26 protein-coding genes are annotated in these 26,867 nt (G+C 34.7%); 11 read left to right on the top strand and 15 right to left on the bottom strand.

Translation table 11 applies throughout. The features are described 5' to 3' along the window. Window positions 1–560 precede the first annotated feature (560 nt). The 13 genes from AAYQ05_RS16670 to AAYQ05_RS16610 all read right to left on the bottom strand — a co-directional run bounded on the left by AAYQ05_RS16670 (window position 561) and on the right by AAYQ05_RS16610 (window position 11,617). Window positions 561–1,499 (bottom strand): ring-cleaving dioxygenase, encoded by a 939-nt coding sequence (locus AAYQ05_RS16670; protein ID WP_343544524.1) that lies wholly within the window; start codon window positions 1,497–1,499, stop codon window positions 561–563. A 558-nt stretch (window positions 1,500–2,057) separates the two neighbouring features. Continuing rightward, a complete protein-coding gene (locus AAYQ05_RS16665) occupies window positions 2,058–2,408 on the bottom strand; it encodes a cupin domain-containing protein (RefSeq protein WP_343544523.1) in 351 nt (116 codons plus the stop codon). Then, entirely contained in the window at window positions 2,408–3,028 is a 621-nt protein-coding gene (locus AAYQ05_RS16660; protein ID WP_343544522.1) for an alpha/beta hydrolase, read from the bottom strand. Before AAYQ05_RS16660 ends, AAYQ05_RS16665 begins: the two co-directional genes overlap by 1 nt. A gap of 191 nt (window positions 3,029–3,219) precedes the next feature. After that, entirely contained in the window at window positions 3,220–3,510 is a 291-nt protein-coding gene (locus AAYQ05_RS16655) for a GNAT family N-acetyltransferase (RefSeq protein WP_343544521.1), read from the bottom strand. A gap of 121 nt (window positions 3,511–3,631) precedes the next feature. After that, entirely contained in the window at window positions 3,632–4,303 is a 672-nt protein-coding gene (locus AAYQ05_RS16650) for a YoaK family protein (RefSeq protein WP_343544520.1), read from the bottom strand. An 8-nt stretch (window positions 4,304–4,311) separates the two neighbouring features. Further along, window positions 4,312–4,785 (bottom strand): Dps family protein, encoded by a 474-nt coding sequence (locus AAYQ05_RS16645; protein WP_281632382.1) that lies wholly within the window; start codon window positions 4,783–4,785, stop codon window positions 4,312–4,314. 361 nt (window positions 4,786–5,146) lie between these two features. Next, the gene (locus AAYQ05_RS16640; RefSeq protein WP_343544519.1) at window positions 5,147–5,581 is read right to left on the bottom strand and encodes a DoxX family protein; all 435 of its coding nucleotides are present in this window, start codon (window positions 5,579–5,581) and stop codon (window positions 5,147–5,149) included. Window positions 5,582–5,591: 10 nt separating this feature from the next. After that, window positions 5,592–7,478, bottom strand: a complete 1,887-nt coding sequence (locus AAYQ05_RS16635) for an amidohydrolase (protein ID WP_343544518.1) — start codon at window positions 7,476–7,478, stop codon at window positions 5,592–5,594. A gap of 7 nt (window positions 7,479–7,485) precedes the next feature. After that, a complete protein-coding gene (locus AAYQ05_RS16630) occupies window positions 7,486–8,220 on the bottom strand; it encodes a M17 family peptidase N-terminal domain-containing protein (RefSeq protein WP_343544517.1) in 735 nt (244 codons plus the stop codon). A gap of 54 nt (window positions 8,221–8,274) precedes the next feature. Then, window positions 8,275–9,603 (bottom strand): alginate export family protein, encoded by a 1,329-nt coding sequence (locus AAYQ05_RS16625; protein WP_343544516.1) that lies wholly within the window; start codon window positions 9,601–9,603, stop codon window positions 8,275–8,277. A gap of 107 nt (window positions 9,604–9,710) precedes the next feature. Continuing rightward, entirely contained in the window at window positions 9,711–10,343 is a 633-nt protein-coding gene (locus AAYQ05_RS16620) for a hydrolase (protein WP_343544515.1), read from the bottom strand. Window positions 10,344–10,424: 81 nt separating this feature from the next. Continuing rightward, window positions 10,425–10,742 (bottom strand): phosphoribosylpyrophosphate synthetase, encoded by a 318-nt coding sequence (locus AAYQ05_RS16615; RefSeq protein WP_343544514.1) that lies wholly within the window; start codon window positions 10,740–10,742, stop codon window positions 10,425–10,427. A gap of 59 nt (window positions 10,743–10,801) precedes the next feature. Beyond that, on the bottom strand, window positions 10,802–11,617 hold the full coding sequence (locus AAYQ05_RS16610; protein ID WP_111424722.1) for an alpha/beta fold hydrolase: 816 nt from the start codon (window positions 11,615–11,617) through the stop codon (window positions 10,802–10,804). A 443-nt stretch (window positions 11,618–12,060) separates the two neighbouring features. Here AAYQ05_RS16610 and AAYQ05_RS16605 point away from each other — a divergent pair, with 443 nt between their 5' ends. From AAYQ05_RS16605 to AAYQ05_RS16575, 7 genes are all read left to right on the top strand, one after another. Then, a complete protein-coding gene (locus AAYQ05_RS16605; protein ID WP_343544513.1) occupies window positions 12,061–12,471 on the top strand; it encodes a hypothetical protein in 411 nt (136 codons plus the stop codon). Between the two features lie 259 nt (window positions 12,472–12,730). Further along, complete coding sequence (locus AAYQ05_RS16600) at window positions 12,731–13,654, top strand: hypothetical protein (protein ID WP_343544512.1); 924 nt, start codon at window positions 12,731–12,733, stop codon at window positions 13,652–13,654. A gap of 4 nt (window positions 13,655–13,658) precedes the next feature. Then, window positions 13,659–15,638 (top strand): TonB-dependent receptor plug domain-containing protein, encoded by a 1,980-nt coding sequence (locus tag AAYQ05_RS16595; protein WP_343544511.1) that lies wholly within the window; start codon window positions 13,659–13,661, stop codon window positions 15,636–15,638. Between the two features lie 267 nt (window positions 15,639–15,905). Continuing rightward, complete coding sequence (locus AAYQ05_RS16590) at window positions 15,906–16,274, top strand: hypothetical protein (RefSeq protein ID WP_343544510.1); 369 nt, start codon at window positions 15,906–15,908, stop codon at window positions 16,272–16,274. Window positions 16,275–16,524: 250 nt separating this feature from the next. Continuing rightward, window positions 16,525–17,391 (top strand): MbnP family protein, encoded by an 867-nt coding sequence (locus AAYQ05_RS16585; protein ID WP_343544509.1) that lies wholly within the window; start codon window positions 16,525–16,527, stop codon window positions 17,389–17,391. A 58-nt stretch (window positions 17,392–17,449) separates the two neighbouring features. Then, window positions 17,450–18,469, top strand: coding sequence for a cytochrome-c peroxidase (locus AAYQ05_RS16580; protein WP_343544508.1), 1,020 nt, complete (start codon window positions 17,450–17,452; stop codon window positions 18,467–18,469). 174 nt (window positions 18,470–18,643) lie between these two features. After that, window positions 18,644–18,892: a hypothetical protein gene (locus AAYQ05_RS16575; RefSeq protein WP_177209766.1), complete on the top strand. Its 249-nt coding sequence runs from the start codon at window positions 18,644–18,646 to the stop codon at window positions 18,890–18,892. Window positions 18,893–18,933: 41 nt separating this feature from the next. Here the strand turns inward: AAYQ05_RS16575 and AAYQ05_RS16570 are convergent, their stop codons facing one another. Next, complete coding sequence (locus AAYQ05_RS16570) at window positions 18,934–19,137, bottom strand: hypothetical protein (RefSeq protein WP_177209765.1); 204 nt, start codon at window positions 19,135–19,137, stop codon at window positions 18,934–18,936. Window positions 19,138–19,537: 400 nt separating this feature from the next. Then, complete coding sequence (locus tag AAYQ05_RS16565; RefSeq protein WP_343544507.1) at window positions 19,538–20,965, bottom strand: FAD-dependent oxidoreductase; 1,428 nt, start codon at window positions 20,963–20,965, stop codon at window positions 19,538–19,540. A 183-nt stretch (window positions 20,966–21,148) separates the two neighbouring features. Here AAYQ05_RS16565 and AAYQ05_RS16560 point away from each other — a divergent pair, with 183 nt between their 5' ends. From AAYQ05_RS16560 to AAYQ05_RS16545, 4 genes are all read left to right on the top strand, one after another. Continuing rightward, complete coding sequence (locus AAYQ05_RS16560) at window positions 21,149–21,352, top strand: hypothetical protein (RefSeq protein WP_343544506.1); 204 nt, start codon at window positions 21,149–21,151, stop codon at window positions 21,350–21,352. 185 nt (window positions 21,353–21,537) lie between these two features. Further along, window positions 21,538–22,173, top strand: coding sequence for a hypothetical protein (locus AAYQ05_RS16555; RefSeq protein WP_343544505.1), 636 nt, complete (start codon window positions 21,538–21,540; stop codon window positions 22,171–22,173). Window positions 22,174–22,355: 182 nt separating this feature from the next. Then, a complete protein-coding gene (locus AAYQ05_RS16550) occupies window positions 22,356–22,799 on the top strand; it encodes a hypothetical protein (RefSeq protein WP_177209761.1) in 444 nt (147 codons plus the stop codon). An 875-nt stretch (window positions 22,800–23,674) separates the two neighbouring features. Continuing rightward, entirely contained in the window at window positions 23,675–26,866 is a 3,192-nt protein-coding gene (locus AAYQ05_RS16545; protein WP_343544504.1) for a SusC/RagA family TonB-linked outer membrane protein, read from the top strand. Window position 26,867 lies beyond the last annotated feature (1 nt).

Raw genomic sequence — 26,867 nt, 5'->3', positions numbered from 1 at the left:
TTCCAATAAGACGAATGAAAAAAAGCTCCAGAGGAGGGACATTTTTTGAATTCTTATATGTCGCTCCTCTGGAGCTTTATGTTGTAAATGACTATACTTTGCTATAAATATTTCGCTTCTCCGAAGCGTGTAAAGAGAAATCTTCTAAAGCTTTATATTGTAAATTGTTAGGTAATGCCCTAGCGGGGCAAAATATTTATAGAATTTCAATAAGACAAATGGGAAAAAAACTCCAGCGGAGGGACATTTTTTGAATTCTTATATGTCGCTTCTCTGGAGCTTTATATTGTAAATGTTCAATCTTTGCTATAAATATTCCAATTCTCCGAAGCGTGTAAAGAGAAATCTTCTAAAGCTTTATATTGTAAATTGTTAGGTAATGCCCCAGCGGGGCAAAATATTTAGAGAATTTCAATAAGACAAATGGGAAAAAGCTCCAGCGGAGCGACACATTTTTTATGCTTTTCGAAAGTTTACAAAAAAAGAGGTTTTCTCAAAAGAAAACCTCTTTTTTCAAATAGTTGTGTTGCGGTTTAAAACAAACCGGCTTAGTTTTTACATTAATTAATTTTAACCAAATGAGCTTCAATTGCAGCTCTTTGAGGTTCGTATTGAGCAGGAAGTTTTAAGTTCTGACCCAATTCTTTTAAGCTTTCATCTACAGTAAACCCAGGATTATCTGTTGCAATTTCGAATAAAACGCCTCCTGGTTCTCTGAAATATAAAGAATGGAAATACTGTCTGTCAATTTGCGGTGTAATAGACAATCCGTAATCTTCAATTTTTTCTCTGAATTTCATTAAAATTTCATCGTTTGGAACACGGAATGCTACGTGATGAACTGTTCCGTTTGCATTTAAACCGCGTTTTTCTTCTGGCAATTCTACCAAGTCAACAATGGCAGCATTTTCTACAGCATCTGTTGCGTAACGGTAACGATTTACTTCCTGATCTATTAATTTATATCCAAATATATCTGTTAAGATGGCAGCAGTTGCTTTGATGCTGTTTAAAGTCAAAGTAATGTTATGAAAACCTTTTGTAGCCACATCAGCTTTTACTTCGTCAGTTTCCCAAGCTTTTCTGTTATCGTCTGTTTTAGATTCGATTAACTCTAATTTTAATCCGTCTGGATCTAGGAAAGTCAGGTATTTTTCTCCGAACTTTTCAGCAGGTTTATTGTAAATTACATTGTATTTTTCGAAACGTTTCTGCCAGAAATCTAAGCTTCCTTTTGGAACAGAATAACCAATTTCGGTTGCCATTCCAGACCCTTTTCTTCCTTGTTGGATTCCTTCTCCCCAAGGAAAAAAAGTTAAGATTGTTCCAGCGCTTCCTACTTCATCACCAAAGTAAAAATGGTACGTTCCAGGATCGTCAAAGTTTACTGTTTTTTTGATAAATCGTAATCCTAAAACTTTTGAATAAAAGTCAAAATTGCGTTTAGCGTCACCTGCGATTGCAGTAATATGGTGTAAGCCTAATATTTTATTTTCCATGGTATTTGTTATATTAAATTCTTGTTTGATTTTCTTTTACAAATTTACGTCCGTTATGCTTCTGCATCGATTAACCTAGATTAAGAAATGAAATACGGTACGTTTTTAAATTTTTTAAAGAATAACCAAACCCTATTCCATTTTGTTAAACGCTTTGTTTTCAGGGTTTTTTAAGAAAAATTAAATTTGATATTACACGATATATCGTGATTTAATGATATGAAATATAGCTATCGGGATTGGTTATTTTTTTAACACATAGAAACATAGCTTTTTTGGGATGTATAAAAGGCGTTTCACTTATATAAATACACATAGATTTGTGTTTACTATTGATGTTTTTTCACGCTCCCGATAGCTATCGGGATAAAAAGATTTGAGCAGATTTAAATTAATTTATTAGTTTATTTTAGAAAAAAGCTTTGCGACTCTGCGTCTTTGCGAGATTCCTTTTTATTATTCTTTAAAAGAAAACTTTGTGTCTTCGCGTCTTCGTGGCAAAAAAAATCCATTGAATCCTTTTTCCCGATAGCTATCGGGAGTGGCAGTTTTTTTTAATTATAGTTTTATGAAGATTGATTTTCGAAGCTTTGGTTCGATGTTTTTAGTTTTATGACCTTTTCCAGTAGTGTCTTCTACCAATAAAATCGAACCAGTAGGGAATGTTCTTTTTTCTCCCAGCGAAGTTTCGATTTCTACGCCACCTTCCAGTAAAACAATATACTGGCGACCTGGCGCATTGTGAAAATCGTAATCGTAAGATGGACTTACTTCTCTAAAAACAATGGATTTGACAGGCTCATCATCAGATAAAAAGCCGATATCGCCATTGTTTTTCAGTGGAACTTGAAAATCTTCAAAATGACTTTCTCCGTTTGAATCGCTGTAAACACGAGTTATGGTAATCATTATTTTTTATTAAAAATCAATGCATTAGCGCAATCTACTTCATCTTTACTAATAGTATGTCCCATATTTGGGTAGATTTTTTTAGTAACATCGGCACCCATTTTGGTCATAAGCGCTTCGGTATCATTTACTCTTTCTACGGGAACATGAAAATCAGGATCGCTTGTTCCAATAAAAACGGGTGTATTTTCAAAGTTTCCAGAATAATGATTTTCATATACTTTATCTCCAATAAGTCCCCCTGTAAAAGCTACTATTCCACCATATTTTGCTGCATTTCTGGTTGTAAATTCCAAAGCAAGACAAGCTCCTTGAGAAAAGCCTAAGAAACAAATATTCTCTTTCTCAATTCCGTTTTGCTGAATCGCGACAACAACCTGATGAATTGCTTCTAAAGATTTTGAAAAAGAAGGTTCATTTTCGTTTAGTGGCGCTAAAAACGAATACGGATACCAAGTTCTATTTTCTGCCTGAGGAGCAACCAAAGCAAAATCCTCCACTTTAAGATGTTTAGCGATAGAAAGGATATCATGAGCGCTCGCACCGCGTCCGTGAATCATAATTAAAGCTTTTTTCGCTTCATTTAAAGGAACGCCGTCTGTTAATATTTCTGTATTCATAATGATTTTAATTTTTTAATCTGCAGTTTTTTATTTTAAACACATAGAAACATAGCTTTTATGAATGTATAGAAGGCGTTTCACTTTGTTTAAAAAAACATAGATCTATGTGTGAAAAACTAGTTTCTTTCTAATATCTTTTTTAAGGAAAGAAAACTATGTTTCTATGTGTTTAATATTTATAGACTTTACTATTTCTTCCAAATATCCGCATATTCCTCTGGATGTCTTTTGAATTGCGCATGAACATAAGGACAAAGCGGTAAAACCTTCAAATTATTGGCGCGAACGTATGACACCATTTCTTCTAAAAGTTTCTTTGCATAACCTTTTCCTTCAGCTTCTGGTTCAACTCCAGTATGATAAACCGTTAGTAAATCAGGTTTGATGCTTACTGTCATTTCTCCTAATTTTTTATCATCAACATAAAGATTAAAAGCGCCATGTTTTTTTTCGTCTAATTCTAGTTTTATTATTTCCATATTATTGGGTTATATTTCTGTTTTATACGTATTTCAGTTATTTCTTTTTTTAGGAAAAAGCGATAAAACCATTCTTTAAAGATACTATTTTATTGGTAAACTACAATTCAAAAAGGCTTGCTTACTGGCTGTCTCGATGGTAAAAATAGCAAATAATCATAGCAATTCCTGGCAGAATTAAAGTGCCTAATCCGAAAAACTTTCCTGCAACAGCTCCAAGAAAACATCCGACAAGAAATCCAATTATAGTAATCAGCTGTTTTTTAAAATTTGCGAGGATTTCGACATCTTTAAATCCGTTTTTTAATAGATTTCCTAGATCAAGAGAAGCCTGAGTTACATTTCCGGTCATCATAGTTGTCGGGCCATAGGTTTCTTTTGTGTAAAGCTTTCCAAAAGCATTTTGAAGTCCCATTGCAAAAACGGTTGACATAGCGACCGTATACATGGTCCATTGTTCGAAGTTTTGCAAATAGCCAAAAGCGTAAGAAGCAATGCCGCTTAAAAGCAGTATTATGCCTTCCCAAAGTAAAATGGTATAACGATTAGTAGCTTTTAATGCAATTCTTCCACCAATAATTACTGCCATAATAAAAATGGGAAAAGTAAGCAGTTTTATCCATGCATGAAGATCTGAGCCTTTGATAATCTGGTAAGCAAATACGATAAAGTTACCTGTAACGTGCGCCGAAAATATCGAATCGGCAGCGACAAAGGTTACAGTATCGCAATACCCTGCTATGATTGTTAGAAGCAGGGTTACGTACCAAATATTGTTTTGTTTTAGTTCCATAATATTTTTTAGTTTAAATGAGCGCGAAGCATCCACGCCATTTTTTCATGATTTTCTACAAGACCAGTTATAAAATCGCTTGTTCCTGCGTCTTGTAGCTCGTTAGCAATTAGATTGATGTTTTCTCGCAGATAAATAATAATGCTTTCGTGATCTAAAAGTAATTCTTTAATAAAACCATTACTGTCGTTTTTCTCCTGTAATTCTTCGGTAAGATGTGTTAATGCTAAGAAATCTTTTAAAGTTGCAGGTGTATAATGACCTAAAGAACGGATTCTTTCTGCAACAGTATCCACGATTTCGTCAATTGCATCATATTGCTGTTCAAAGAAAATATGCTTGTTATAAAAATCAGGACCTTCAACATTCCAGTGTGCTCTTTTTGTTTTGGTATAAAGTATAAATTCGTCTGCAAGAACTTTAGTTAAAATTTCGACGATTTTTGAGATGTTCTCTTGTTTGATTCCGATGTTTGCTTTCATTTTTAAATTAGGTTTTGTTAAGTTATGAATTATGAGTTATGAATTATGAATTATGAGTTATGAGTTATGAGTTATGAGTTATGAGTTTTGGAGGAATCTAAATCGATAAACACATAGAAACATAGGCTTTCTCTTTGTTTTGAAAAGAATAAAGAAAGAAACTAGTTTCTAACACATAGCTTGTTGTGTTGAAAAAGACAGATGAAAGAATTAAAAATTAAAAATTAAAAATTAAAAAATCTGCTTAATCTGCTCAATCTGCGAGAGAATAAATATGCTATATGTATTAATACAAGTGAAACGCCTTTTACTCGCTTCAAAAAGCTATGTTTCTATGTGTTAAAAATATTTTGTATTTAAATTAATTGTTTAGAAACGTTATTAGATAATAATCAAGTGAATAGGTTCCAGCGCCAAGGGCAAGAAGCAGTAATAAGGATAAAGTGTACATAAATGGCACATCGCGCACTTCTAGCGAATCGTTTTTGTGAACCACAAAATAGCCAATTGCGGTTACGCCAATTGTAGGCAAGACAGCGAGCCTTGTTCCAAGTCCGAGAATAATGAAAAACGGAATTACAGTATCTGAAAACGTTGCTACTAAACCGTTTAGTTTTTCTGGCAAATGCAACGGATTTGGCACATGTTCATTTTGTCCGTCTTCGGCTCTGAATTTCTTCATTCCGTGGACTCTGAACAATTCAATGGCAAGCAGAATTCTAAATACTAAAAGAGCCGCATTGTTGAATGATGATCCTAAATCGGAATAAAGGATTTGTTTTATAATATCAATCATTTTTTTAAGTTTAAAAAGCAAAACAAGAACAGCCCAAAGCGCCCCAAAATGCATTATAATTGTTAACTGGAACATTGCTCATTCGGGCAGCATCGTGATTGTGTAAATGCACGTCGCAACTTCCGCTACAGCTGTGAATCTGCGAGGTTAGTTTTGGTTTTGCATCTGCTTTTGCATTTTTTTCAATAGCGCTTTGCAAACCGCTTCTCACAGGATATCCGTTATAGATATTCGTTGGCGACCAATCCGGTAAAATCGGAATATGAGGCGGAGAGAAAGAAGAAAAATCTCCATTTGCATACACAATTTTTCCGTCTACAATGGTTAGATCAGCTTCGATTTTTTTGATGTCTTCGTCGTCAATGGTAAAATAATCTCGATCTAAAACCACCAAATCAGCAAACATTCCTACTTTGATATCTCCTTTTTTAGTTTGTTCCTGCGAAAACCAAGCACTTCCTCTTGTGTACAATTCCAAAGCTGTTTGTCTGTTCAATCTGGTTTCGTTGTACAATTGCAAACCTCCAACTGTTTTTCCGACGGTCATCCAATACATAGAAACCCACGGATTGTAACTGCTCACACGTGTAGCGTCTGAACCTGCGCCAACGGGAACCTCCATTTCGATCATTTTTTTGATTGGCGGTGTGTTTTCGGCAGCTTTTGCTCCGTAACGATCGGTGAAATATTCGCCTTGATATGCCATTCTGCTTTGTACCGCGATTCCGCCTCCTAAAGCTTTTACACGCTCGATGTTTCTTTCGTCAATCGTTTCAGCGTGATCAAATATCCAAGGAAGTCCGTTGAAAGGAACATCTTGATTTATTTTTTCAAAAACATTCAAAAATCTGGTAATGCTTTCATTGTAAGTTGCGTGAAGTCTAAATGGCCAACGATTTTCGACTAAAAGGCGCACCACTTTTTCTAAATCGGCTTCCATATTTTCTGGAAGATCTGGTCTTGGCTGCAGAAAATCTTCAAAATCGGCAGCAGAAAAAACTAGCATTTCGCCAGCGCCATTGTGGCGGTACATATCATTTCCCTGATATAATTTTACGGTATCAATCCAATCGGAGAAATCTTCAAATTCATGTTTTGGCTTTTGTGTGAAAAGATTGTACGCAATTCTTACCGTTAATTGGTTCTTTTCATTCAATTCATTTACCACTTTGTAATCGTCTGGAAAATTCTGAAATCCGCCACCAGCATCAATTACGCTTGTGATTCCGAAACGATTCAATTCTTTCATAAAATGACGCGTCGAATTGATTTGATGCTCATAAGAAAGAGTAGGACCTTTAGCCAAAGTCGAATACAAAATCATTGCATTTGGTGTAGCAATTATAAGCCCTGTTGGTTCTCCGTTGGAATCACGTTCTATTTGTCCGCCTGGAGGGGTAGGAGTATTTTTGTTGTATCCGACAGCTCTAAGTGCCGCTCTGTTCATAATGGCTCTATCGTACAAATGCAGAATAAAAACAGGTGTATCTGGCGCAATGGCATTGATTTCTTCTAAAGTCGGCATTCTGCGTTCGGCAAACTGAAATTCTGACCAGCCGCCAACGACACGAACCCATTGCGGATTTGGAGTGCGATCTACTTGTTCTTTCAGCATTCGAAGCGCATCTGCTAAAGAAGGAACGCCATCCCAACGCAATTCTAAATTATAGTTCAATCCGCCACGAATAAGATGAATGTGAGAGTCATTGATTCCAGGAACAGCTCTCTTATTCTGAAGATCGATTATTTTGGTTTCTTCAGAAGCAAAACTCATAATATCGCTGTCATTTCCAACAGCAATAAATTTTCCGTCTTTAATTGCAACTGCAGTAACGTCTGGAGTTTCTGGATTGAAGCTATGAATTTTTCCATTGAATAAAATTAAATCTGCTTTCATAATTCGATTATTTAGAGTTTAATTTTGCAATTGCTTCTTTAATTCCTTCTCCGGCAACGGTATAAAATGATGGACCCGCAAGTAGAATGATTTTTGTTAGAGGCTTATAATCCGTTAACTTTTTCTCTTTTAAATAAGATTGCGTTCTATACGCTTCGAAAGAACCTAAAACTACATTTTCGGCAACTAAAGCGGTTGGAGAATCGATTCCAGCGTCTTTAATATCACTTGCAAAAGAATAATTGGAAACACCTAAACGTAAGGCTTCGCGCATCGCAGTGCTTCCAACGCTTATCATTAAATCTGGAGTAAATTTATTGCGGTCTCCCAATCCGATTAATAATAATTGTTTGGATGCCAAAGTGCCTTTTGGAGGTGTAATTAGTAAAGTTTCTAGAGCATGTCCTTGAAATTTTCCGCTTTTGCGTAATTCGGTTATAATGCCTTTTAACGCGTCGTCTAGATGCACCATTCCGTTTAAGTTTGCAGGAAGGGCAGGAGGGTTAAAAATATCACCTTCTGTATATTCAAAAACGCAGGCAACTTGTAAATCAGCTTCTGCTGCAGATGGTCCTTGAACCAATCCGTTTACTGCAATTCCGTCTACTTTCCCCCAAGTTACTGTAGAACCTATTGAAGCAGTTTGTGCAAATGCATTGTTACTAAGTGCGCCTGCAAATGTTATAATTAGAAGCATCAGATGAGAATATCTAAAGCTGTATTTTGAAGTTGTTGTTTTCATTATTTATGGATTTAGTTTGTGAGAAATTGATAATTAACAATTGATAATTGACAATTAAAATTTGAATGTTAATCTGGCATTAAAGAAAACACCGTCTTTAGAATTCGGAATGACATCATTGATAAAAGCGCCAGTTTTGAAATACTGAATACCGCTGACAACCGAAATATATTTGTTGATACCGTATGTAAAATTGGCGAGATAAGCCGTTCCAATATATTTTTCATCAGAATCGCTTCCGCGAAGGTTTAAGATACCGCTTGGTCTGTAAACTCCGTCTTGTGTTGAATATCTCCAATTTAAAACTACATCGACCTGCATTTTTAAATTCGAAAGTAAATCAAAAGTTGCATACGGATGAATATCGATAAGGTTTACAGGCCCAACTTGCGGACTAAAACCAAAATAACCTCCTTTTGGATATAAAGGATTGAACGTTTGGAGATTTCCATTGCCTTGATTTTTATCTCCTGAGATATAATCATTTCGAAGATTGATGGTTGGTTTGAATTTTACATTTTCAAACATGTATCCAACGTCAATAGAGCCTGTCCAAGCATTAATGTTTCCAGATCCGAATGTTCCAAATTGATAAGCTGCTTCTAGATTATAGATAAAACCGCCGCCATATTTCCATAATCTGGAACCTATTGTATGGCGTCTTTCGGGAGCAATTCCTTCTTCAAAAACAGAGGCATCTCTTCTGAACCCGAGATAATACAGATCGAGATTTCCTGCTTTCGGAAATATTATTTTAGAATAAGCTCCCCAAAGGTTAAGCTGTTTAGACATTTTGTTGTCAAAAACGCCAGTATAAACAGTATCTGCCATCATCGCAAAAGCATCAACAGATACTCTTGACGAAGTATACATCAATTTTCCTCCTGTAAAATAGAGCCTTGCGTTTGGACCTTCTCGAACAGAAATCAATCTTCCAGAGCCATAATCTAATTCTTGTCTTCCGGCACGAATCGTTATTTTTTTGTCTTTTTGCTGCCAGACATTCACATCCAAAAATAAATTCTGAACATTCAGCTGATCTTCGTCAATTCCGCGCGCTCCATTTGTACGGCCATCTTCTAAGGCACTTCTCAATTGAGCAAATATTCTAAAGGTTTTTCCTAAATGAATATCGGCATGAAGATCGTAGCGTTGAAGTAGGAAATTGTTATGTCCGACATTAAATCTACCCCAATCTTCATTATTAAAATCAACATATTCATATCGTGCTTCGCCACCAATTGACATATAAATATCCTTCTTCTGATTTAATGGAATGAATTTTAATCTTTCGTAAAAGTTTCTGTTAGAATCTTTTAAAAACTCATAATTTTCATCATAACGCAAGAGTTTAAAATTTTGTGCTGATATTTTGTTTCCCATTAAAAGAAAAGCAAGAATAACAAGCAAAAGGATTTTTGGCAATATGGATTTTGATGATTCCAAGATAATGTAGCGTAAGAGATTGGTACTAAATTTGGGTTTCCTGATTAGTGTTTTAGCATCGTGTGCGCGTACTGAATACCTAAACCGTAAGAACCGCCATATTTTTTCATTAAAGAAGTTACAGGACCATAAGTCGCTTCGCGAGCCCAATCTCTCTGAAGTTCTAATAAATATTGGATAGAAGTAATTGGAATCACTCCAGCTTGTATCATTCTCTGAACCGCACGTTCGTGAGCTTCGTTACTAACATCACCGCAAGCATCTGTAATGACATACACTTCGTAACCTTCTTCAATAGCAGACAAAGCTGGGCCAACGATACAAACTCCTGTCCATAAACCTGCTAGAACTATTTTCTTTTTGTTTTTCGCTACAATAGCCTTGTAAGCGTTTTCATCTTCCCAAGTATTCATAGTGGTTCTGTCAATATATCCAGAAGTTGCAATTGGATAAAATTCTTCCACTTCGGGAAAAACAGGGCCTGAGAAACTTTCTTCTGCCACTGTAGTTACAACTGTTGCCACATTAAAGATTTTTGATGCTCCAGCAACGATTGCCACATTGGTACGCAATTCGTGCACAGGAAGATTGCTTGTTGCAAAAGCCATCTGGCCTTCAAAATCGATTAATACTAAAGCGTGATTGTCTGGAGTTAATAAGTTAACTGATGGTTTCATGATGTGTATTATTTTAGATTTATAATTAGTTAAACTTGTTGGGATATTTAGCTATTAGCGATATTTCGCAATTGAGTTATATTAATGCGTAGAAAGTTTTTTGATCATTTCGGCAGAAACAGAATCTGCATAAATCCCAAAAGCGCTGGTTAAAACACCTTTTACATTGTAGACGTCAGAGATTATACCGTACACAATATCTTCATCGCCTGGATCGGTGTCGCCTTCAAAACGGAATAAATATTCGATTTTGAACTCTTCTGGAAACATACTAAGCGTATTGTTATTGTATCGAATACAATCTGAATCGAGATTAAAGTTTTCTGTAAAACCTTGTACATTCAGCCATTGTAAAGCTTCTGTAACGGTTTCAAAATAGGGTTGTTGTAGAGAACTCATGGTTTGGAGAGTTTAAACTGTCTGCAAAACTTCTTTGCAGACAGTTATGTTTTTTGGAGTTATTTTATGAAAGCTAGAATATCGTTGTTGATTGTTTCTGCTTCTGTAGTTGGCATTCCGTGAGGAAATCCTGGGTAAGAAATCAATTTTCCGTTTTTAAGCAATGCAGCCGATTTTGGTGCTTGATGATACGGAACGATCTGGTCATCTTCTCCATGTAAAACCAAAACTGGGATGTCTAAACTTTTAAGATCTTCTCTAAAATCTGTTTCAGAGAAAGCTTTAATTCCTTCGTAATGAGCCAAAACAGAACCCATCATTCCTTGACGCCACCAATTTTGCTTAATTCCTTCTTGAACGGTTTGTCCTTCGCGATTCCATCCATAAAAAGGAATTGGGAAATCATAAAAATATTGTGATCTCGTAAAAGCTGTTCCTTTTCTGATTTCGTCAAAAACAGACAAAGGCACACCTTCTGGATTCGATTCGCTTTGTACCATAATTGGCGGTACAGCGCTTATAATTACTGCTTTTGAGATACGTCCTTTTCCGTATTTTGCTGCATAACGAATTACTTCACCGCCTCCTGTTGAATGACCAACGTGAATTGCATCTTTTAAATCTAAAGCTTCAACTAATTGAGCAATGTCTGATGCGTAAGTTTCCATATTATTTCCTTCAGAAGTTTGGCTAGAACGTCCGTGTCCGCGGCGATCGTGTGCAATAACTCTGTATCCTTTTTGAAGAAAAAACATCATTTGTGCGTCCCAATCATCGCTTGATAAAGGCCATCCGTGATGAAAAACAATTGGCTGTCCTTTTCCCCAGTCTTTGTAATAAATTTCTGCTCCGTCTTTTACTGTAAATGTGCTCATGGTTTTTGATTTTAAGATTAATATTTGTTTATATTTTTAATTTAAATTGATTTATAGGTTTAAAATTTAAACTTATAAGTGGTATTGTGTTTTGTTTTGTTATGATTACACTGCAAATGTATTACAGAGTGAAAGGTCTATCGGTTAATCTAGATTAAGAAGTGAAAAAAATGTGTTTCGAACGTGATAGAACTTGTATATAGAAGGTTATTTCGGCAATTTTCATATTTCGCATTTTTATATTTTAGGAATGATGCCAAATAGTAGCCAATTAACGTGCCTTAGTTGTAGTTCCTTTGTTTTAAGGGATTTAATAAAAATGGAATGTTTTCTTATTTGCGATATTTCGTTATTTTATGAATAATTCGTTTTTTGCAAATAAGATCGATTGTATTGTTATCCAATAAAAAATGAATAATTAGTTAAAATAAATACAAAATAGTATGTACTTTTGCCAGCAACTATTGAACAAGCAATTGAAAAGGGTAATCATCATAGCACTTTCTATTTTAATTCTGTCGCCATCTTTTGGCAGCTTGTTCGTTTATGCTTCTTTTAAAATTAACCAGAAAGAAATTGCGAAAACCATTTGCGTACAACGTAAGCAAGCTTTTAACAGCTGTAACGGTCGATGCGAACTTCAAAAAAGCATTAAAAAATATTCTGATAACGAACGAAAAATGCAAGACAGTCTAAAAGACAAATTAGAGCTTGTATACGTTCAAAATACTGCTGAAATTAGTTTTCAAGCAATTCCTGTTATCGAATCAAAAGATAATTCTTCTATTTTATTTGATAAGAAACCAATCGGGGCTTCTAATCTTACTTTTCATCCTCCGCTCTATACAGCGTAGAGGTCACTTTAGTTTTAAATTCCAAATATTTTAAACTCCAAATTCCAAATTCTAACTTTTGGATTGGCTCTGTATAATCTGTTTTTCTTTTTTGAAACTAATTTTGATCTTCTTTTGTAATTGAAAGGGAAAAACGCTTCCATTTTCACTTACACTTGCCAATCCTTTGGCTCATTTACAGCATTTTGACTCTTTTTTTTGGTATTCAAAAATTTATGGCATGATGCTAAATTTTAAACGTTTTTTATAACATCATCAAATGAAATCTTTTAATTTTTGGATTATCGCATTATTATTTGCGGTTAGTTCCTGTACAATTGATAAAACAGATTACGAAGCTGAAACCGGTTCTGAGGTTCCTGGAAATTACGAATTTAAAGAAGCAACTTCTTTTACAAGTGGCAACTATAAAATTACTATAGACGCCTTAAACGGAACATTTTACAAAGGATATAATGAGCTTCATTTAAAAATTGTCAATACTCAGAATAATCAAGAACTAACTTCATCTGCTGTAACTTTTTTACCAATATTAAGCAACGCTGACGGAAGCAAAAGCTCATGTCCGCATGAGTATAATATGGCGTACGATGCTGCTAATAAATATTATAGCGGTTATTCTGTTTTTACTAGTGAAAGTTCTACAACTGCTAGCTGGAAATTGTACATCAGTTTTACGGCTGATAATCAAAAACAGGAGATCAATAAAGATGTAACAGTTGAAAAACAAACCAATAAGAATCTTAACATGACGGCTTTTGCAGGAAATGACGGAGAACAATATGTAATCGCGCTCGTTTCACCACAAAAACCGACTGTTTCAGAGAATCCGCTTGTGGCCGGAGTTTACAAATACAACAAACCTATGACTCCTGCTGGAGCTTTTCCAGATCCAACGCAATTTTCTTACTCAGAAGTTGCTGGATATACTTTAAAGTTAGATCCTAGAATGCCTGAACCTTCTATGGGAAATCATTCTTCACCAAATAACAAGGATTTGGTTCAGGAAAACGATGGTCTGTATCATGGTGTTGTTAATTATACAATGACTGGTAACTGGACTTTGAATTTCATTATGATGAATCAGAACGGATTAATCGTAAAAGGAACTGTAGTTCCAACGGATCATACGCCAGGAGTAGAAGGTGTGAAAAGCGAATTATATATTGATACTTTATTCTAATTACATGAAATATATTATAATGCTGCTTTTTTTGGGATTGTCGGTAACAGCACAAAATCAGCATGCACATCACGACAGCATCAAAAACTTAGAAGAAGTAACCGTAAAAAATGCGACAAAAAAGAAAATTGAAACCGAGATGAAAATGGCAGTTTCTGTTGATGAATTTCTATCATCATCGGATAATATCAGTTTCATAAAGCGTGGAGCTTATGCTTGGGAACCTTTATTGAACAACATGAGCACAGAACGTTCTACGGTAACTATTGACGGAATGCACGTTTTTGGCGCTTGTACTGACAAGATGGACCCGATTACCTCTTATGTAGAAAGTAATAATCTAGCAGCAATTGACATTAAATCGGGACAGGAGGGAAGTCTGCACGGATCAACCATTGCAGGAAGCATCGATTTAAAACGAAAAAGTACGCCATTTGGTCTTCAAAAGAAATGGAACGGAGCGTATCAAACAGGTTTTGAGTTTAATAATAAGCAGTTTTTCAATTTAGGAAATATCTCTTATTCGGGAACTAAGTTTGTAGCAGACGGAAGCATTTCGTACCGAACAGCCGATAATTATCATGATGGAAATAACGATGAAGTAAAGCATTCGCAATACAATAAATTCAACACTTCATTAGGATTAGCGTATAAAACAAGCGACTTATCGTCATTACGATTGGATGCTATTTTTGATGTGGCAAAAGATGTTGGTTATCCTGCTTTGCCAATGGATTTGTGGCTTTCGCGCGCGCTGATTACTTCGGCTTCTTATAAGCAATTGTTTGAAGAAGGTTTGGTTAGGGTAGTGAACACAAAAGTATATTTTAATGCCATTGAGCATTATATGGATGATACAACTCGACCAGAAAATTTAGTTCACATGGATATGCCGGGCTGGAGCACGACTTACGGATTGGTTTCTAAAGCCAATTTGAAAAAGAATAATTATTCGTCTGAAATTCAGTTGAATGCTTATGATAATTTGTCGATTGCAGAAATGCGCATGTATCCGCAAGATAGGAGTGAGAGAACAATGTTTGCTTATAGCTGGCCTTGGGTAACGACTCGTTTTGCTGGACTTTCTATGAATAATTCTTGGGAACTTTCGGAGAAAAGCACGGTAAATCTAGGAGGTTCTTTGGGAGTAAATTACAATTATTCTAAGTATATAGAGTTCAACTGGATTTTTCATCCTGGAGCGCCTCAGGAAAAAACGAGATTTCTGCCAAGTTTAAATGCTAGTTATCAATTAAATATAGATCAGTTTAATTTCTCTGTAGGAACAGGTTACGGCCATAGAGCGCCTTCTGTTTCTGAGGGTTACGGATATTACATTTATAATAGTTTTGACCGTTATGATTACATCGGAGATCCAAATCTGAAAAATGAAATTTCGTATGAAGGAAATGCAAGCGCAGGTTTTACAAACGAAAGATTAAGCATTCAAGGAAAAATTAATTACTTCTACATTGATAATTATATTATTGGTAAAATCTTGAGTTTAGGAAGTCCGATGAATTATCAGTCAGTTGGGGTAAAAGGATATACTTCGCTAGATTATGCAACACTTTTGAATATGTCTGCGAATGTGAGTTATGATATTTTGGAGCATCTTCACTGGAAAGGAACGCTTACTTATGCCCGCGGAATGGATAATAAAGGAGGAAATCTCCCATTTATACGTCCGTTAAGTTATGTGACTTCATTGCATTATATGTATAAAAACTTCGGAATCCAGACTTCTGTAAATGGCGATTTTGAACAGATTAATTACAGTCCGGAATATGGTGAAGATTTAACGGCAGCTTATGCAATATGGAATATTTCTGCCAATTATTCTTTCACAATCAATAAAGTTAGAAGCACAGTACAGATTGGCGCAGAGAATGTATTAAACGAATACTACAGCACGTATGCCGACTGGGGAAATATCCCAAGAATGGGACGTAATATTTTCACGTCTTTAAAATTGAATTTCTAATCTGTTTGGTAAGATTAAATTTAAACACATAGAGACATAGTTTTTTTAATGTTGAAAAGAAAAGAGAAAGAAACTAGTTTCTAACACATAGTTCTTGGACAACGTTTGTCATCCTGACGAAGGAAGGATCACAAACTAAACTCGACAAAGATTGACGATATAGATTGCGGAGCTTCAAGTGTGATCCTTCCTTCGTCAGAATGACAAAAAAGCGCATAAAAAGGATAGCATATAGCTTCTATGTGTTAAACAATAATTATAAGTAAAATGAAAAAGGTTTTTAGTATCACAATGACAATTCTGTTCCTGCTGGTTTCTTTCCAGCAGGCACTTATCATTGTGCACTTTAAACTGAATCAAAATGCTATAGAAAAAGAGTTTTGTGTCAATAAAGCCAAGCCAGAGTTGCAATGTCATGGTAAATGCCATTTAAAGAAAGAGCTTCAGGAAACGGAAAAAAATACAGATTTAGAATTGAGAAGCATTAGCAAAAAGATTGATATCGCTTTAATCTCCAATATTGAATTTGCAGTTTCTATTCCAAAAATTATACATTCTAAAAAAGTTACTCTTTATAAAGAAACCGATCAGACAGAACCTTGTCTCGAAATTTTTGTACCGCCACCTATTGTATAATCTTCTTAAGGATTAATAAGATAATCATTGGTTAAATAAACAAGATTTATTTTTAACATATAGGAACATAGGTTTTTTTAATGTTGAAAAGAGAATTGAAAGAAACTGGTTTCTAACACATAGTCTGCTATGTGAATTTAAATTAGTGAAACGCCTTTTCTTAAGTGAGGAAAGCTATGTTTCTATGTGTTAGAATAATTTAGCTAAATGATTTAAAATAGAAAAAAATACAAAAATTAAAATCATATTAATGGAAACTTTAAAAAAATACCTTTTATTATCAACAGCAGCTTTGGCATTTGCATCTTGTTCAAATGATGATAGTACTCCTGCAGCAAATAATCTAACGCTGGAATTCAATAATACTTTCAAAGATAAAACAATTGTTTTAGGAGATGCGACTTCAGCTTCTGCAACTACAAATACTTCCGCAGCGGGACAAATTCATCACTTTTCTGAAGTAAAATATGTGATCAGTAACATTCGTCTTATAAAAGATGACGGAAGTGAAGTGCCTTACAACGTAAATGATTTAGATAAAGGCGCAACGGTTATTGATCAGGCAAAAGCAGCTTCTTTGAGTTATGTTTTGAGTAATGTACCATCTGCAACATACAAACAGATTAAATTTGGTTTAGGAATCAAGACAGAACAAAATACTTTAGACCAAACAAGATTTCCTAAATTTTATGCAGCTGCTGGAGCAAATGACACTCAGATGATGTGGGAATGGGGAACTGGATACCGTTTTACAAAAGTAGAAGGTTTTTATGATACAGATAACAAAGTAATGTCTATTCATACTGGAAGTACTGTTGCCGGAACAGAAGGTGCTTACACGCAAGGTGTAAATGCTTATAGAGATGTTACATTAAGTCTTACAACAAATGCAGTGGTTGGAAGTAAAGCTCCAAAAATCAAAATTAAAGCTGATTTTGATAAATTATTGAGCGGAAAAATCAATACAATTACATTATCAACAGGAACAGGTATGAGTGATAATGCTACTCCAAATGTGCATACTGCAGCTCAAATGGTAAAATTTGTAGATAATTTAGGAGGAAACGGAACAAACGATATTTCAGGAATGTTTTCTGTAACTAGTGTAGAAAACTAAATTATATTTCAGAGCCGTCTGAACTTAAAAAGACGGCTCTATTTTAAAATTCATTAAAATGAAAAAAATAGTCCGCTTCATTATAACCGCAATCTTTTTCACTTCTTGCAGCAGTAGTGATTCTGATGAGACTTATTTTGATAATCCTGAGCTTTCATTACATATTCCCACAGATTTTCCAGAAGTAAACAGTTATGTGAGTTTGAATAAGCCTACAAAATATGGAGCTGAATTGGGCGAAAAACTTTTTTCTGATAAAAGATTTAGCGCAGACAATACAATTTCATGTTCAAGTTGCCATATTCAAGGAAATGCTTTTGCAGATCATAATGCACAAGCAATTGGTATTGAAGGAAGAGTCGGACTTAGAAATGCGCCACCGCTTCAGAATTTAATGTTTTTAAAGTTCTTTAATTGGGATGGAAGCAGACTCCAGTTAGAAACACAGCCATTAGTGCCCATTATTACCCACGAAGAAATGGATTCTTCGATTCTGGAAGTGATCGGAAAAATTAAAGACGATGCATCTTATAAAGACTTATTTAAAAAAGCTTTTGGAGATCAGGAAATTACAGCTGATAGAATTTATAAAAGTATTGCTCAGTTTGAATACACTTTAATTTCTGCTAATAGCAAATACGACAAAGTAAAACGAAAAGAAGGTCAGACGTTTACAGAAAGTGAAGCGGCGGGTTATGCAACGTTTCAGCAGAAATGTGCCAGCTGTCATAGTACAGAATTGTTTACAGACCAGAGTTTTAGAAATATTGGATTTCCACTAAATACAGATTCAAATGAGGCGGGAAGAGGAAGAGTTACCGGAATTCCGTCTGATTTTATGAGTTTTAGAGTTCCAAGTTTGCGTAATGTTGAATATACGGCGCCTTATGGAAGCTTTGGACAGTTCGCGACTTTAAAATCTGTTTTGGATTATTTTGACAATGGTGTTTTGGAAGCAGAGAATTTAGATCCTGTTTTTAAAAATAATAGTAACAGAATTCCGCTTACAGAATTGGAAAAAGAAAACCTTATTGCGTTCATGAAAACTTTGAGCGACAAAGATTTTACAGGGAAGTAATCTCGAAAGACTTGATTTTACTGGTATTTGGCATTTCTTTTATAAAAAAGAAGGAATGTTTATAATATGTTGATAAATAATACGTTGCGAATAGTGTTAAAATCTGATTTCGATAGATTAAATGTTTTAAATTTAGTAACTGAATGATAGTTAATTATTTAAAAGTATTTGAATATGGAAAGAGCTATAAAATTACAGGTTCGCAAAGAGCTTGACGGAAAGCAGCAGGTCAATATAATTAAGCTGAAAGGCAGTTTAATCACCAAAGGCTACACAGAAATTATCCATATTAGCGATAAGGACGATGAATTTTACATTAATTCGTTTGCAACTAAAACAGAAGCAAGCAACGAGGTAAAAGAATTTATTTTAGATTTTATAAACAAAGAAAATTTAAGCAATACAATTAGTGTTCTAGCATAATTTGATAGAATTGTACAATTGTAGTGCTTAATATCGCAGATTTAAACTGCACTTGTAAAACTTGTATTTTGATCCAGATAAATAGGCTTATCTTGTTTAGCATCATCTGGTTTCTCGTCCCAATCTCCCCAATCTCCTACATAAGTTTTACGGAATATTAATTCGTTATTATCACCATTACAAACCAAAGTTCGGTCTGTACAGGTTTCATTGTTTGGACTGAAATTTATTTGTAAATCTTTCATGACGTAATTATTATAATTGTTTGTAAATGAGATTATAAAAGTAGAAATAACCAATCATAATTAATTATAAAATAATATTAAATTATTGTTTAATTTGCATGTATAGGTTTGAAAACTAACTTGATAAAAACAGTTGTCTCAAAAAGACAGCTGTTTTTTTTTAAGCTTCAGAGAAGCGAAATATTTATAGTCAAAAATGTTTTTTGCAATAAAAATAGCTCCGGAGGAGCGACATATTTTTTTCATAATCGGAATATATGTCGCTCCTCCGGAGCTATTCTTTATTTGTCTTATTGAATTCTATAAATATTTTACCCCGCTGGGGTTTGCTGATAGAATAATTTTATCAATATCCTGTTAACTCAAAATGATTATGCTTTTGAGGCAGCCTTTTTTGCATTTAATTTTTTCTGTCTTCCTCTCTATTAAGAAACCTTCCTCGCGGTTCATCGCCTTCTTGAAGTATAATTTCAGAATGTAAAAACTGTGCAGCATCTGCAGAACCTTGCACTTTTGTAGCACTACGTTCGAGCATTTCGGTTTCAAATTCGTTTAGTACACATACTCTCAATCCTCTTTCTCTCCATTTCGATTTAGCGTTACAGCCTTTCGAAATTTTTCTAGCCAGTTTTAAAGCATCGAGTAAGGCTTGATTGGCACCTTGTCCCTTAAACGGACTCATTGGATGTGCCGCATCGCCAATTAAAGTAATATTTTTATTTTTTTCTAGTAACTCCGAACTCAATAATTCACGGTCGTAAACAGGATATCCAGAAATTAAATTTTCCTGTGTTGCTGCCAAAATCTGAGGAATAGGAGCGTGCCATTGCGTTCTTCTGCGAGCTTCTTCTTTCAAGGCCTTTGGACCTTTTGCACTTAATTCTTTGGCTTCTTCTTCAGCCATCGGAAAACTTAGCTGCCACATTACAGAATCTGCAGTATATGGCATTATATAAATACGTTCATTTCCGTTGGCAGTCTGAAATATCGTTGCGCCATCTAATAAATCACTTGAAAATCCTTCTAGTGAACTTAAAGGACAAATTCCTAAGATTACAATACAATCTAAATAACGAAGCGGTGTAGTTTCGTCCCCAATTGTTAGTTTTCTAACGGCGCTTCTAATGCCATCTGCACCTACGAGAAGGTCGGCTTTTGCAGTTTTTAATTCTCCGTTTACCTGAAAATTAAGTTCGACACCGTTTTCAGATTCATTAAAATCTACTAATTGATGTCCCCATTGTACATTATTATTTCTTCCAAGCTGTTCCAAAAGCGCCAATCGAAGCGATTGTCTAGCGATATGTATGTTGGTGCGTTTTGTAGGTGTTTTGATGGCAGTTTCTAGCCATTTTCTAGTTCCCCATTCACCCAATATTTTGCCTTCAGTATTGTGTACAATATGTTTTGTTGAAATTACGCCATCCAAAGAAGTAATTCCTAGCCCTTTCATGGCTTTACTGGCTTGCTGTAAAGTAAGTCCGTAGCCCTGAGATCTCGCATTGAAGTCGCTGTCTCTTTCATAAATTGTAAAAGGAATTCCGCGATGTAAACACGCCACAGCCAAAGCGACACCGCCTATACCAGCACCAATAATGGCAATATGTGGTTTTGTAAGATCAGGTTCAAGATACTTCTCAGATTGAATTAATCCAGATCCCGAACAATTTGTACACAAATGCAAGTGAGCTTTAGGACGAATTGGTGCAACACCGCTTTGTATACTCTCAAATGCAGCCAATTCTGTCTGATAACGTCGTTGTGCTTTTTTAGTGAGTCCGCGATTTATTTTGCCTTGTCCTTGGCATTCATGACATATAGTCCACATAATCTGTTGTAGCTTATTTTAAAGGTGTAAAAATAACTAAATGATGTCAGAATAAATCGTTAATCTTTATGAGGTAAGATTTTCAGTGTTTTATAGGATTATTTTATAATTTTTAAAAATGATTATATAAGCCAAGCTATTGTATTTGAGGTAATTTTAATAATCATTTAAAAAGGAAGAATTATGGAAAAGAATAATCAAACCCAGAAAAATCCGAATCCTAAACAGCAGGGCGGAGGAGATCATCGAAACGATACTAGAAAACATCAATATAAAGAACACGACGAAGTTTTGACAAATGATGAAAATTATGATGTTGACACCAAAAAGTTTAAAGGTCAAGAACCAGAATTCGATGATAAATTGAATAATGAAGAAAAAAAGTAATACAAAGACGTCTCAAGTTTGTTTGAGGCGTTTTCTTTTGATACCAAATTCATTTATTGCCTTTAAACGACTTTTTTTAAGAGATAAAAGAGAAGAAGTAAAAAATATGACTTGATTTTTATAGATTTGTAATAATCTAATACAATACTATCCCATAATAGGGAAGCAATTATATAATACAAAGCATGAAATCGGTTACTTCAGTTTTTTTACTTTTAATGTTTGTCTGTCCAAGTTCTTACTCACAACTGAGCTCTGATAAAATATTCGAGAGTTTTAAACAAGGCGAACGTACCAATTGTTCATCTATTGCTTTTATTAAAGCGTCTTTAAACATTTATGGTCTAGACAACTTGTTTGTGAGCGAAAAGTTAAACGACGATTTATATAAAATCACACTAAAAAACAACGCAACATTTAATCTGAATAGCAGTGAAATAAATAAAGCCAAAGAATCTGCAGGTTTTGTTTATATTAAAGACAATTGCGATAGCGAAAAAATTACCGATTATGCAGAGCTGACTTACGCAGTAATGGCAAAATACAAACAGATTATAGATAAAGAATCTACTTTTGACAAAGCACTGGAAGATTTAGAAGATGGGACAGTGTATACTCCAACAATTTACAAATACCTCGGATTTGCATTAGGCAAGCAGATTCAAAAATTAAAAAAAGAATCAGGAACAGACTATTGCGGCGTTGTGGCTTGGTCAAAAGTTCATGCTGTTTTTGTCTGTGGAGAATTTATGGATTATTATGGCAACAAAAAGAGTTTATGGATAAAATATCCGAGCCGTTTTAGAATAATTAAGTCGTAAAACAGTAAAATAACTTTTGGAAAAATGTGCTGAAATAGCCAAAATTCTTGCTTTGGCTGTACTATTTTCCCTATCGCAACGTCACAAATATAATTTTATTGTGAAAAAGAAATTATAAAAGTTGCATTTTAACATAATTTATATATTTTTGTTTTTATTCAAGAACCAAATCTATTAAGAAAATGAAGAGCAAGATTATTTTATTATGTGTCCTTTTCTTCTTGACGACTGCTGCTGTTTCTGCACAGGCAAAAAATGCACCAAGAAGTATCATTAGTACAACAGCCTTAATCCGTAAATACCATGACCAAAAAGAATTAAGTGGTATGCAAAAAGGAGAACTTTTAGAATTGTACATTGAACGTATTAAAGTTCTTGTAAAAACACTTCCTTACATTGCTTTGGTTACTAAACCTGGTGTAACAATGGCAGATTTAGGTATTCCGGACACTAGTGAGAATAAAAAAATCTTAGATGGACAGGCAGAAGGCACAAATGTTTTCTTAGACACTACAGTAGATTTCCAAAGAAAAATGATGCCTTATTCTGATAAAGGAAATCTTATCGCTGCAATCTTGTTTTATGAAACTACATTGAAATCATTGCACGAGTTTAACGAATTATAATATTTCAATACCAAAATATAGAAAGCTCCAAGGTCTTATGATCTTGGAGTTTTTTTTTGTTTATACTTTACTTAAATCCTTTTTAGTCTCACAATAAAAATATCTTAGCGCACTTTGCGAGTAATATTTAACGCAAAGAGCGCAAAGGTTTTTCGCAAAGTGCACCAAGTTTTTTTCTAAGAATCATTTAAGAATGAAAGTTGACAAAGCTTTGCGAACTTAAATTATGTTCTGCTTAGGATTGTATTTAAAAAATCTTAGCGCACTTTGCGATAAAAATATAAAGCTATAGAGCAATGGACACATTCCCGATAAATATCGGGATTCGCAAAGTGAAAATATTCAGCTTTTAGTAGAATTCTTATAAAACGATAAAAAACCTAATTTTGTCTAACTGTTTTATTTTTAATTGTTTAAGGTTTTCTGTTTAAATTGATTAACATTTTTTTTGCAAAAAGTTTAATTAAAATTTGGGAACTTAAATTTTTAACATACTTTTGTTCTATCAAATTAGTAGAGTTTAAAATTTAGTTAGAAATACAGAGATTAAAACCTTATCATTTCATTTTCAGAAATATAAAAGCATAAGAGATTCACACCTTATGCATCACTACGGTTAAAATTCCTCTTTTTAAATTCATTATAGATTTTTAATAACACTATCCTGAACAAGGGTAAAAATTGTATAGGCCAAATAAAATAATAATCTAAAAAAAGTAAAAATGAAAAAACGAATGTGCTGCAGATAAAAAAAGAAACCATTTCTGTTGCAGCAGAAATGGTTAGAGTTTAAAGAAATTGTCATCTCTACAAGGAAAGCAGGAATAGTAAAAATCTGTTCACAGCTCGCCTTATTATTAAACTAAAACAAAGTAATGAAAATAAAATTAAAAAGATATGCTTGGTTATGTATTTTGTTGATTTCCATAGGAGTTAAAGCTCAAGATACTCAGCCTTTGATTCAGTCTAAACTGGAAGGAACAGTAGTCGATGCCGTTACAAAAGAGCCAATTATCGGGGCTTCAGTAACTATTAAAGGAACTACACATGGTGTTATCACAGATACAGATGGAAAATTTTTCTTCCAAACAGGACAAAAATTTCCTTATACGCTTTTAATTAGTTATTTAGGATATAAAAAAGAAGAAGTTGTAGTCAACAAAAACGCAATTGTTATTGACCTTACCGAAGAACAAAATGCATTATCTGAAGTAGTGGTTACGGCACTTGGAATTTCAAAAGAAAAGAAATCTTTAGGATACACGACTCAAGCCGTTAAAGGAAAAGAATTGGCAACTACAAAAGAAACCAACTTTTTGAATGCTCTTTCGGGTAAAGTGGCAGGTGTTCGTATTACAAATTCACAAGGAGATATGGGATCTTCACGTATTATTATTCGTGGAGAAACTTCTATCGCAGGAAACAACCAGCCGCTTTTTGTGGTAGACGGAGTTCCTGTAGATAACTCACAACTGAATTTTGGTGGAGCTACACGTGATTTTAGAAATGCAATTGCCGATTTAAATCCGCAGGACATTGAAACTTTGACAGTTTTGAAAGGACCAAATGCTGCTGCTCTTTACGGATCGCGTGCTGCGCATGGTGTAGTGCTTATTACTACAAAATCTGGAAAAGGCCAAAAATCAGGATATGGAGTTACTTTTAATACTGGTATAACCGTTTCTCAAGTCGCTACATTACCTTCTTTCCAGAATAGTTTTGGACAAGGTTCTAATGGAAAATTCAGCTACGTAGACGGAAAAGGAGGGGGAGTTAATGATGGTGTTGATGAAAGCTGGGGCCCAAGATTGGACGGTCGTCTTATTCCGCAGTTTTATTCTAAAGGTGAAGCAGTTCCTTTTGTGGCGCATCCGAATAATGTGAAAGACTTCTTTAACACAGGACTTACTTATGATAATAGCGTTTCTATTGCAAAATCGAATGAAAAATCGGATTTCCGTTTAGGTGTAAACAACCAAAAACAGCTTGGAACTGTACCGAACAGTGAAATAAACAAAACAAACTTTACAATTAATACCAATTATCAGATTTCTGAAAATGTAAAAGTTGGGGTTAATGCGAATTATATTGTAACGAATTCTCCACAATTGCCAGGAGGTCCATCTGGTGGACGTGCGGCAGGTGTAATGCTGCAGTTTCTTTGGTTCGGACGTCAAGTTGACATCAATGAATTGGATAAAGACTGGAACACTAACTGGAATAACAGTTACTACAGCAACCCATATTGGAATGCGTATTACAATACAACAAGCCAACAGCGTAACCGTATAATTGGAGATATTCACTTAGATGCGAAATTGGCTGAAGGACTTAACTTTAGATTCCGTACAGGTGTTGATTATTACAACGATCGCAGAAAATATACTATCAAGTATGGTACAAATGGAACTCCTTTCGGATCGTATGCAGAAGATGCTTATACTGTAAATGAACAAAATACTGAGGGTATATTTCAATACACAAAACAGCTTAATGATGATTTTACTGTAGATGCACTTGCTGGATTCAACATTCGTAACCATAGCGATGCCAACAACTATCAGAAAGCGCCACGTTTAGCAGTTCCAGATTTGTATACTTTAACCAACTCGAGAGATCCGTTGACGTCATCAAATTCATTATCTAGATTGAGAGTTTACAGCGCTTATGCTTCTGCTCAGTTTGGTTTTAGAAATTATGCTTTCTTGAACGTTACGGCACGTAATGATTGGTCTTCTACGTTACCAAGCAGCAACCGTTCTTATTTCTATCCTTCTTTTAACGGAAGTGTAGTTTTAACCGATGCATTAAACATTAAGAGCAGTACGCTTGATTTCTTAAAAGTTAGAGGTGGTTGGTCTGAAGTAGGTAACGATGCAGATCCGTACCAATTGGCTACAGTTTATAATTTCCAAACTGCTTTTGACGGAAATCCGATCCAGACTTCTTCTCAAAAGAAATTAAATGAAAACTTAAAACCAGAAACAACTCGTTCTACTGAGGTAGGTCTTGAAGCTTCTTTCTGGAAAAACAGACTTCATTTTGATGTAGCGTATTATAATACGAATAGTTTTGACCAGATTTTAGAAATAAAAACGACAGCGGCGAGTGGTTATACTTCACAGTTAATCAATGCAGGTAAAATTAACAATCAAGGTATAGAAGTGCAGTTGGACGGAAATCCAGTTCAAACAGAAAACTTCAAATGGAATGTGGCTTTAAATTATTCAAAAAATAAAAGTAAAGTAGAAATTCTAGATTACGCGGGAGATATTAAAAACTACACAATTGGTTCTTCTGGAGGTGTTGATGTTTTGGCATCTGTAGGACAAGCTTACGGAGCACTTTACGGAACAGCCTACGAGCGTGATGCAAGCGGTAATATTGTGGTAGGAGCAAACGGTCTTCCAAAAGCAGATCCGACAAAAAGAGTTTTAGGACATTATACGCCAGATTATTTAGCAGGTCTTACAAATACTTTGACATACAAGAATCTTGAACTTTCATTCCTTGTTGATGCTAGTGTTGGTGGAGAACTTTTCTCTGGAACCAACAGAACAGGAAACTATACTGGAGTTTTAGCACAGACTCTTCCAGGTCGTGGTGCTGAAAACGGCGGATTAAGCTATTACTATCCAGGAAACAATACGGCTAACCCGAAAACTCTCGTAGCTGGCGGAGCTGCTCCAAGCGGAGTAACGGTTTATGACGATGGAATGATTTTCGGAGGTGTATTTGCAGACGGAACTCCAAACAATAAAGTGATTAGTGCACAAGAATATTACAAAGCTTCTTACAACATTAGCGAAGCGTATATCTACAGTTCAACTTTTGTAAAAATGAGAGAGATCAAGCTTACTTATAATTTTAATAAAAAGCTCATTAAAAAACTTGGATTAGAAGGAGCAAGCGTTACTGCTGCTGGCCGTAATTTATTCTTTATCTACAAAGATGCACCAAATATTGATCCTGAAACGGCTTTCAATACAGGAAATGCACAAGGATTAGAAAGTTTAGCGTTGCCAACAACCAGAAACTTCAGTCTTAATCTTAATGTTAAATTTTAAA

Origin of the sequence: Flavobacterium movens, assembly GCF_039581425.1 — a bacterium.
Lineage (GTDB): Bacteria > Bacteroidota > Bacteroidia > Flavobacteriales > Flavobacteriaceae > Flavobacterium > Flavobacterium luteolum.
Note: the sequence above shows the minus strand (reverse complement) of the source record. Positions and strands in the feature narration are given on the sequence as shown.

Bases quoted from the DNA above. Each gene is read 5' to 3' on its own strand.
- AAYQ05_RS16640 (WP_343544519.1), bottom strand. From the start codon at position 5,581: ATGATTGATATTATAAAACAAATCCTTTATTCCGATTTAGGATCATCA.
- AAYQ05_RS16655 (WP_343544521.1), bottom strand. From the start codon at position 3,510: ATGGAAATAATAAAACTAGAATTAGACGAAAAAAAACATGGCGCTTTT.
- AAYQ05_RS16575 (WP_177209766.1), top strand. From the start codon at position 18,644: ATGGAAAGAGCTATAAAATTACAGGTTCGCAAAGAGCTTGACGGAAAG.
- AAYQ05_RS16590 (WP_343544510.1), top strand. From the start codon at position 15,906: ATGAAAAAGGTTTTTAGTATCACAATGACAATTCTGTTCCTGCTGGTT.
- AAYQ05_RS16630 (WP_343544517.1), bottom strand. From the start codon at position 8,220: ATGAAAACAACAACTTCAAAATACAGCTTTAGATATTCTCATCTGATG.
- AAYQ05_RS16585 (WP_343544509.1), top strand. From the start codon at position 16,525: ATGGAAACTTTAAAAAAATACCTTTTATTATCAACAGCAGCTTTGGCA.
- AAYQ05_RS16565 (WP_343544507.1), bottom strand. From the start codon at position 20,965: ATGTGGACTATATGTCATGAATGCCAAGGACAAGGCAAAATAAATCGC.
- AAYQ05_RS16580 (WP_343544508.1), top strand. From the start codon at position 17,450: ATGAAAAAAATAGTCCGCTTCATTATAACCGCAATCTTTTTCACTTCT.
- AAYQ05_RS16645 (WP_281632382.1), bottom strand. From the start codon at position 4,785: ATGAAAGCAAACATCGGAATCAAACAAGAGAACATCTCAAAAATCGTC.
- AAYQ05_RS16665 (WP_343544523.1), bottom strand. From the start codon at position 2,408: ATGATTACCATAACTCGTGTTTACAGCGATTCAAACGGAGAAAGTCAT.
- AAYQ05_RS16600 (WP_343544512.1), top strand. From the start codon at position 12,731: ATGAAATCTTTTAATTTTTGGATTATCGCATTATTATTTGCGGTTAGT.
- AAYQ05_RS16595 (WP_343544511.1), top strand. From the start codon at position 13,659: ATGAAATATATTATAATGCTGCTTTTTTTGGGATTGTCGGTAACAGCA.
- AAYQ05_RS16545 (WP_343544504.1), top strand. From the start codon at position 23,675: ATGAAAATAAAATTAAAAAGATATGCTTGGTTATGTATTTTGTTGATT.
- AAYQ05_RS16650 (WP_343544520.1), bottom strand. From the start codon at position 4,303: ATGGAACTAAAACAAAACAATATTTGGTACGTAACCCTGCTTCTAACA.
- AAYQ05_RS16555 (WP_343544505.1), top strand. From the start codon at position 21,538: ATGAAATCGGTTACTTCAGTTTTTTTACTTTTAATGTTTGTCTGTCCA.
- AAYQ05_RS16670 (WP_343544524.1), bottom strand. From the start codon at position 1,499: ATGGAAAATAAAATATTAGGCTTACACCATATTACTGCAATCGCAGGT.
- AAYQ05_RS16605 (WP_343544513.1), top strand. From the start codon at position 12,061: ATGTACTTTTGCCAGCAACTATTGAACAAGCAATTGAAAAGGGTAATC.
- AAYQ05_RS16550 (WP_177209761.1), top strand. From the start codon at position 22,356: ATGAAGAGCAAGATTATTTTATTATGTGTCCTTTTCTTCTTGACGACT.
- AAYQ05_RS16620 (WP_343544515.1), bottom strand. From the start codon at position 10,343: ATGAAACCATCAGTTAACTTATTAACTCCAGACAATCACGCTTTAGTA.
- AAYQ05_RS16610 (WP_111424722.1), bottom strand. From the start codon at position 11,617: ATGAGCACATTTACAGTAAAAGACGGAGCAGAAATTTATTACAAAGAC.
- AAYQ05_RS16560 (WP_343544506.1), top strand. From the start codon at position 21,149: ATGGAAAAGAATAATCAAACCCAGAAAAATCCGAATCCTAAACAGCAG.
- AAYQ05_RS16615 (WP_343544514.1), bottom strand. From the start codon at position 10,742: ATGAGTTCTCTACAACAACCCTATTTTGAAACCGTTACAGAAGCTTTA.
- AAYQ05_RS16570 (WP_177209765.1), bottom strand. From the start codon at position 19,137: ATGAAAGATTTACAAATAAATTTCAGTCCAAACAATGAAACCTGTACA.
- AAYQ05_RS16660 (WP_343544522.1), bottom strand. From the start codon at position 3,028: ATGAATACAGAAATATTAACAGACGGCGTTCCTTTAAATGAAGCGAAA.
- AAYQ05_RS16635 (WP_343544518.1), bottom strand. From the start codon at position 7,478: ATGAAAGCAGATTTAATTTTATTCAATGGAAAAATTCATAGCTTCAAT.
- AAYQ05_RS16625 (WP_343544516.1), bottom strand. From the start codon at position 9,603: ATGGGAAACAAAATATCAGCACAAAATTTTAAACTCTTGCGTTATGAT.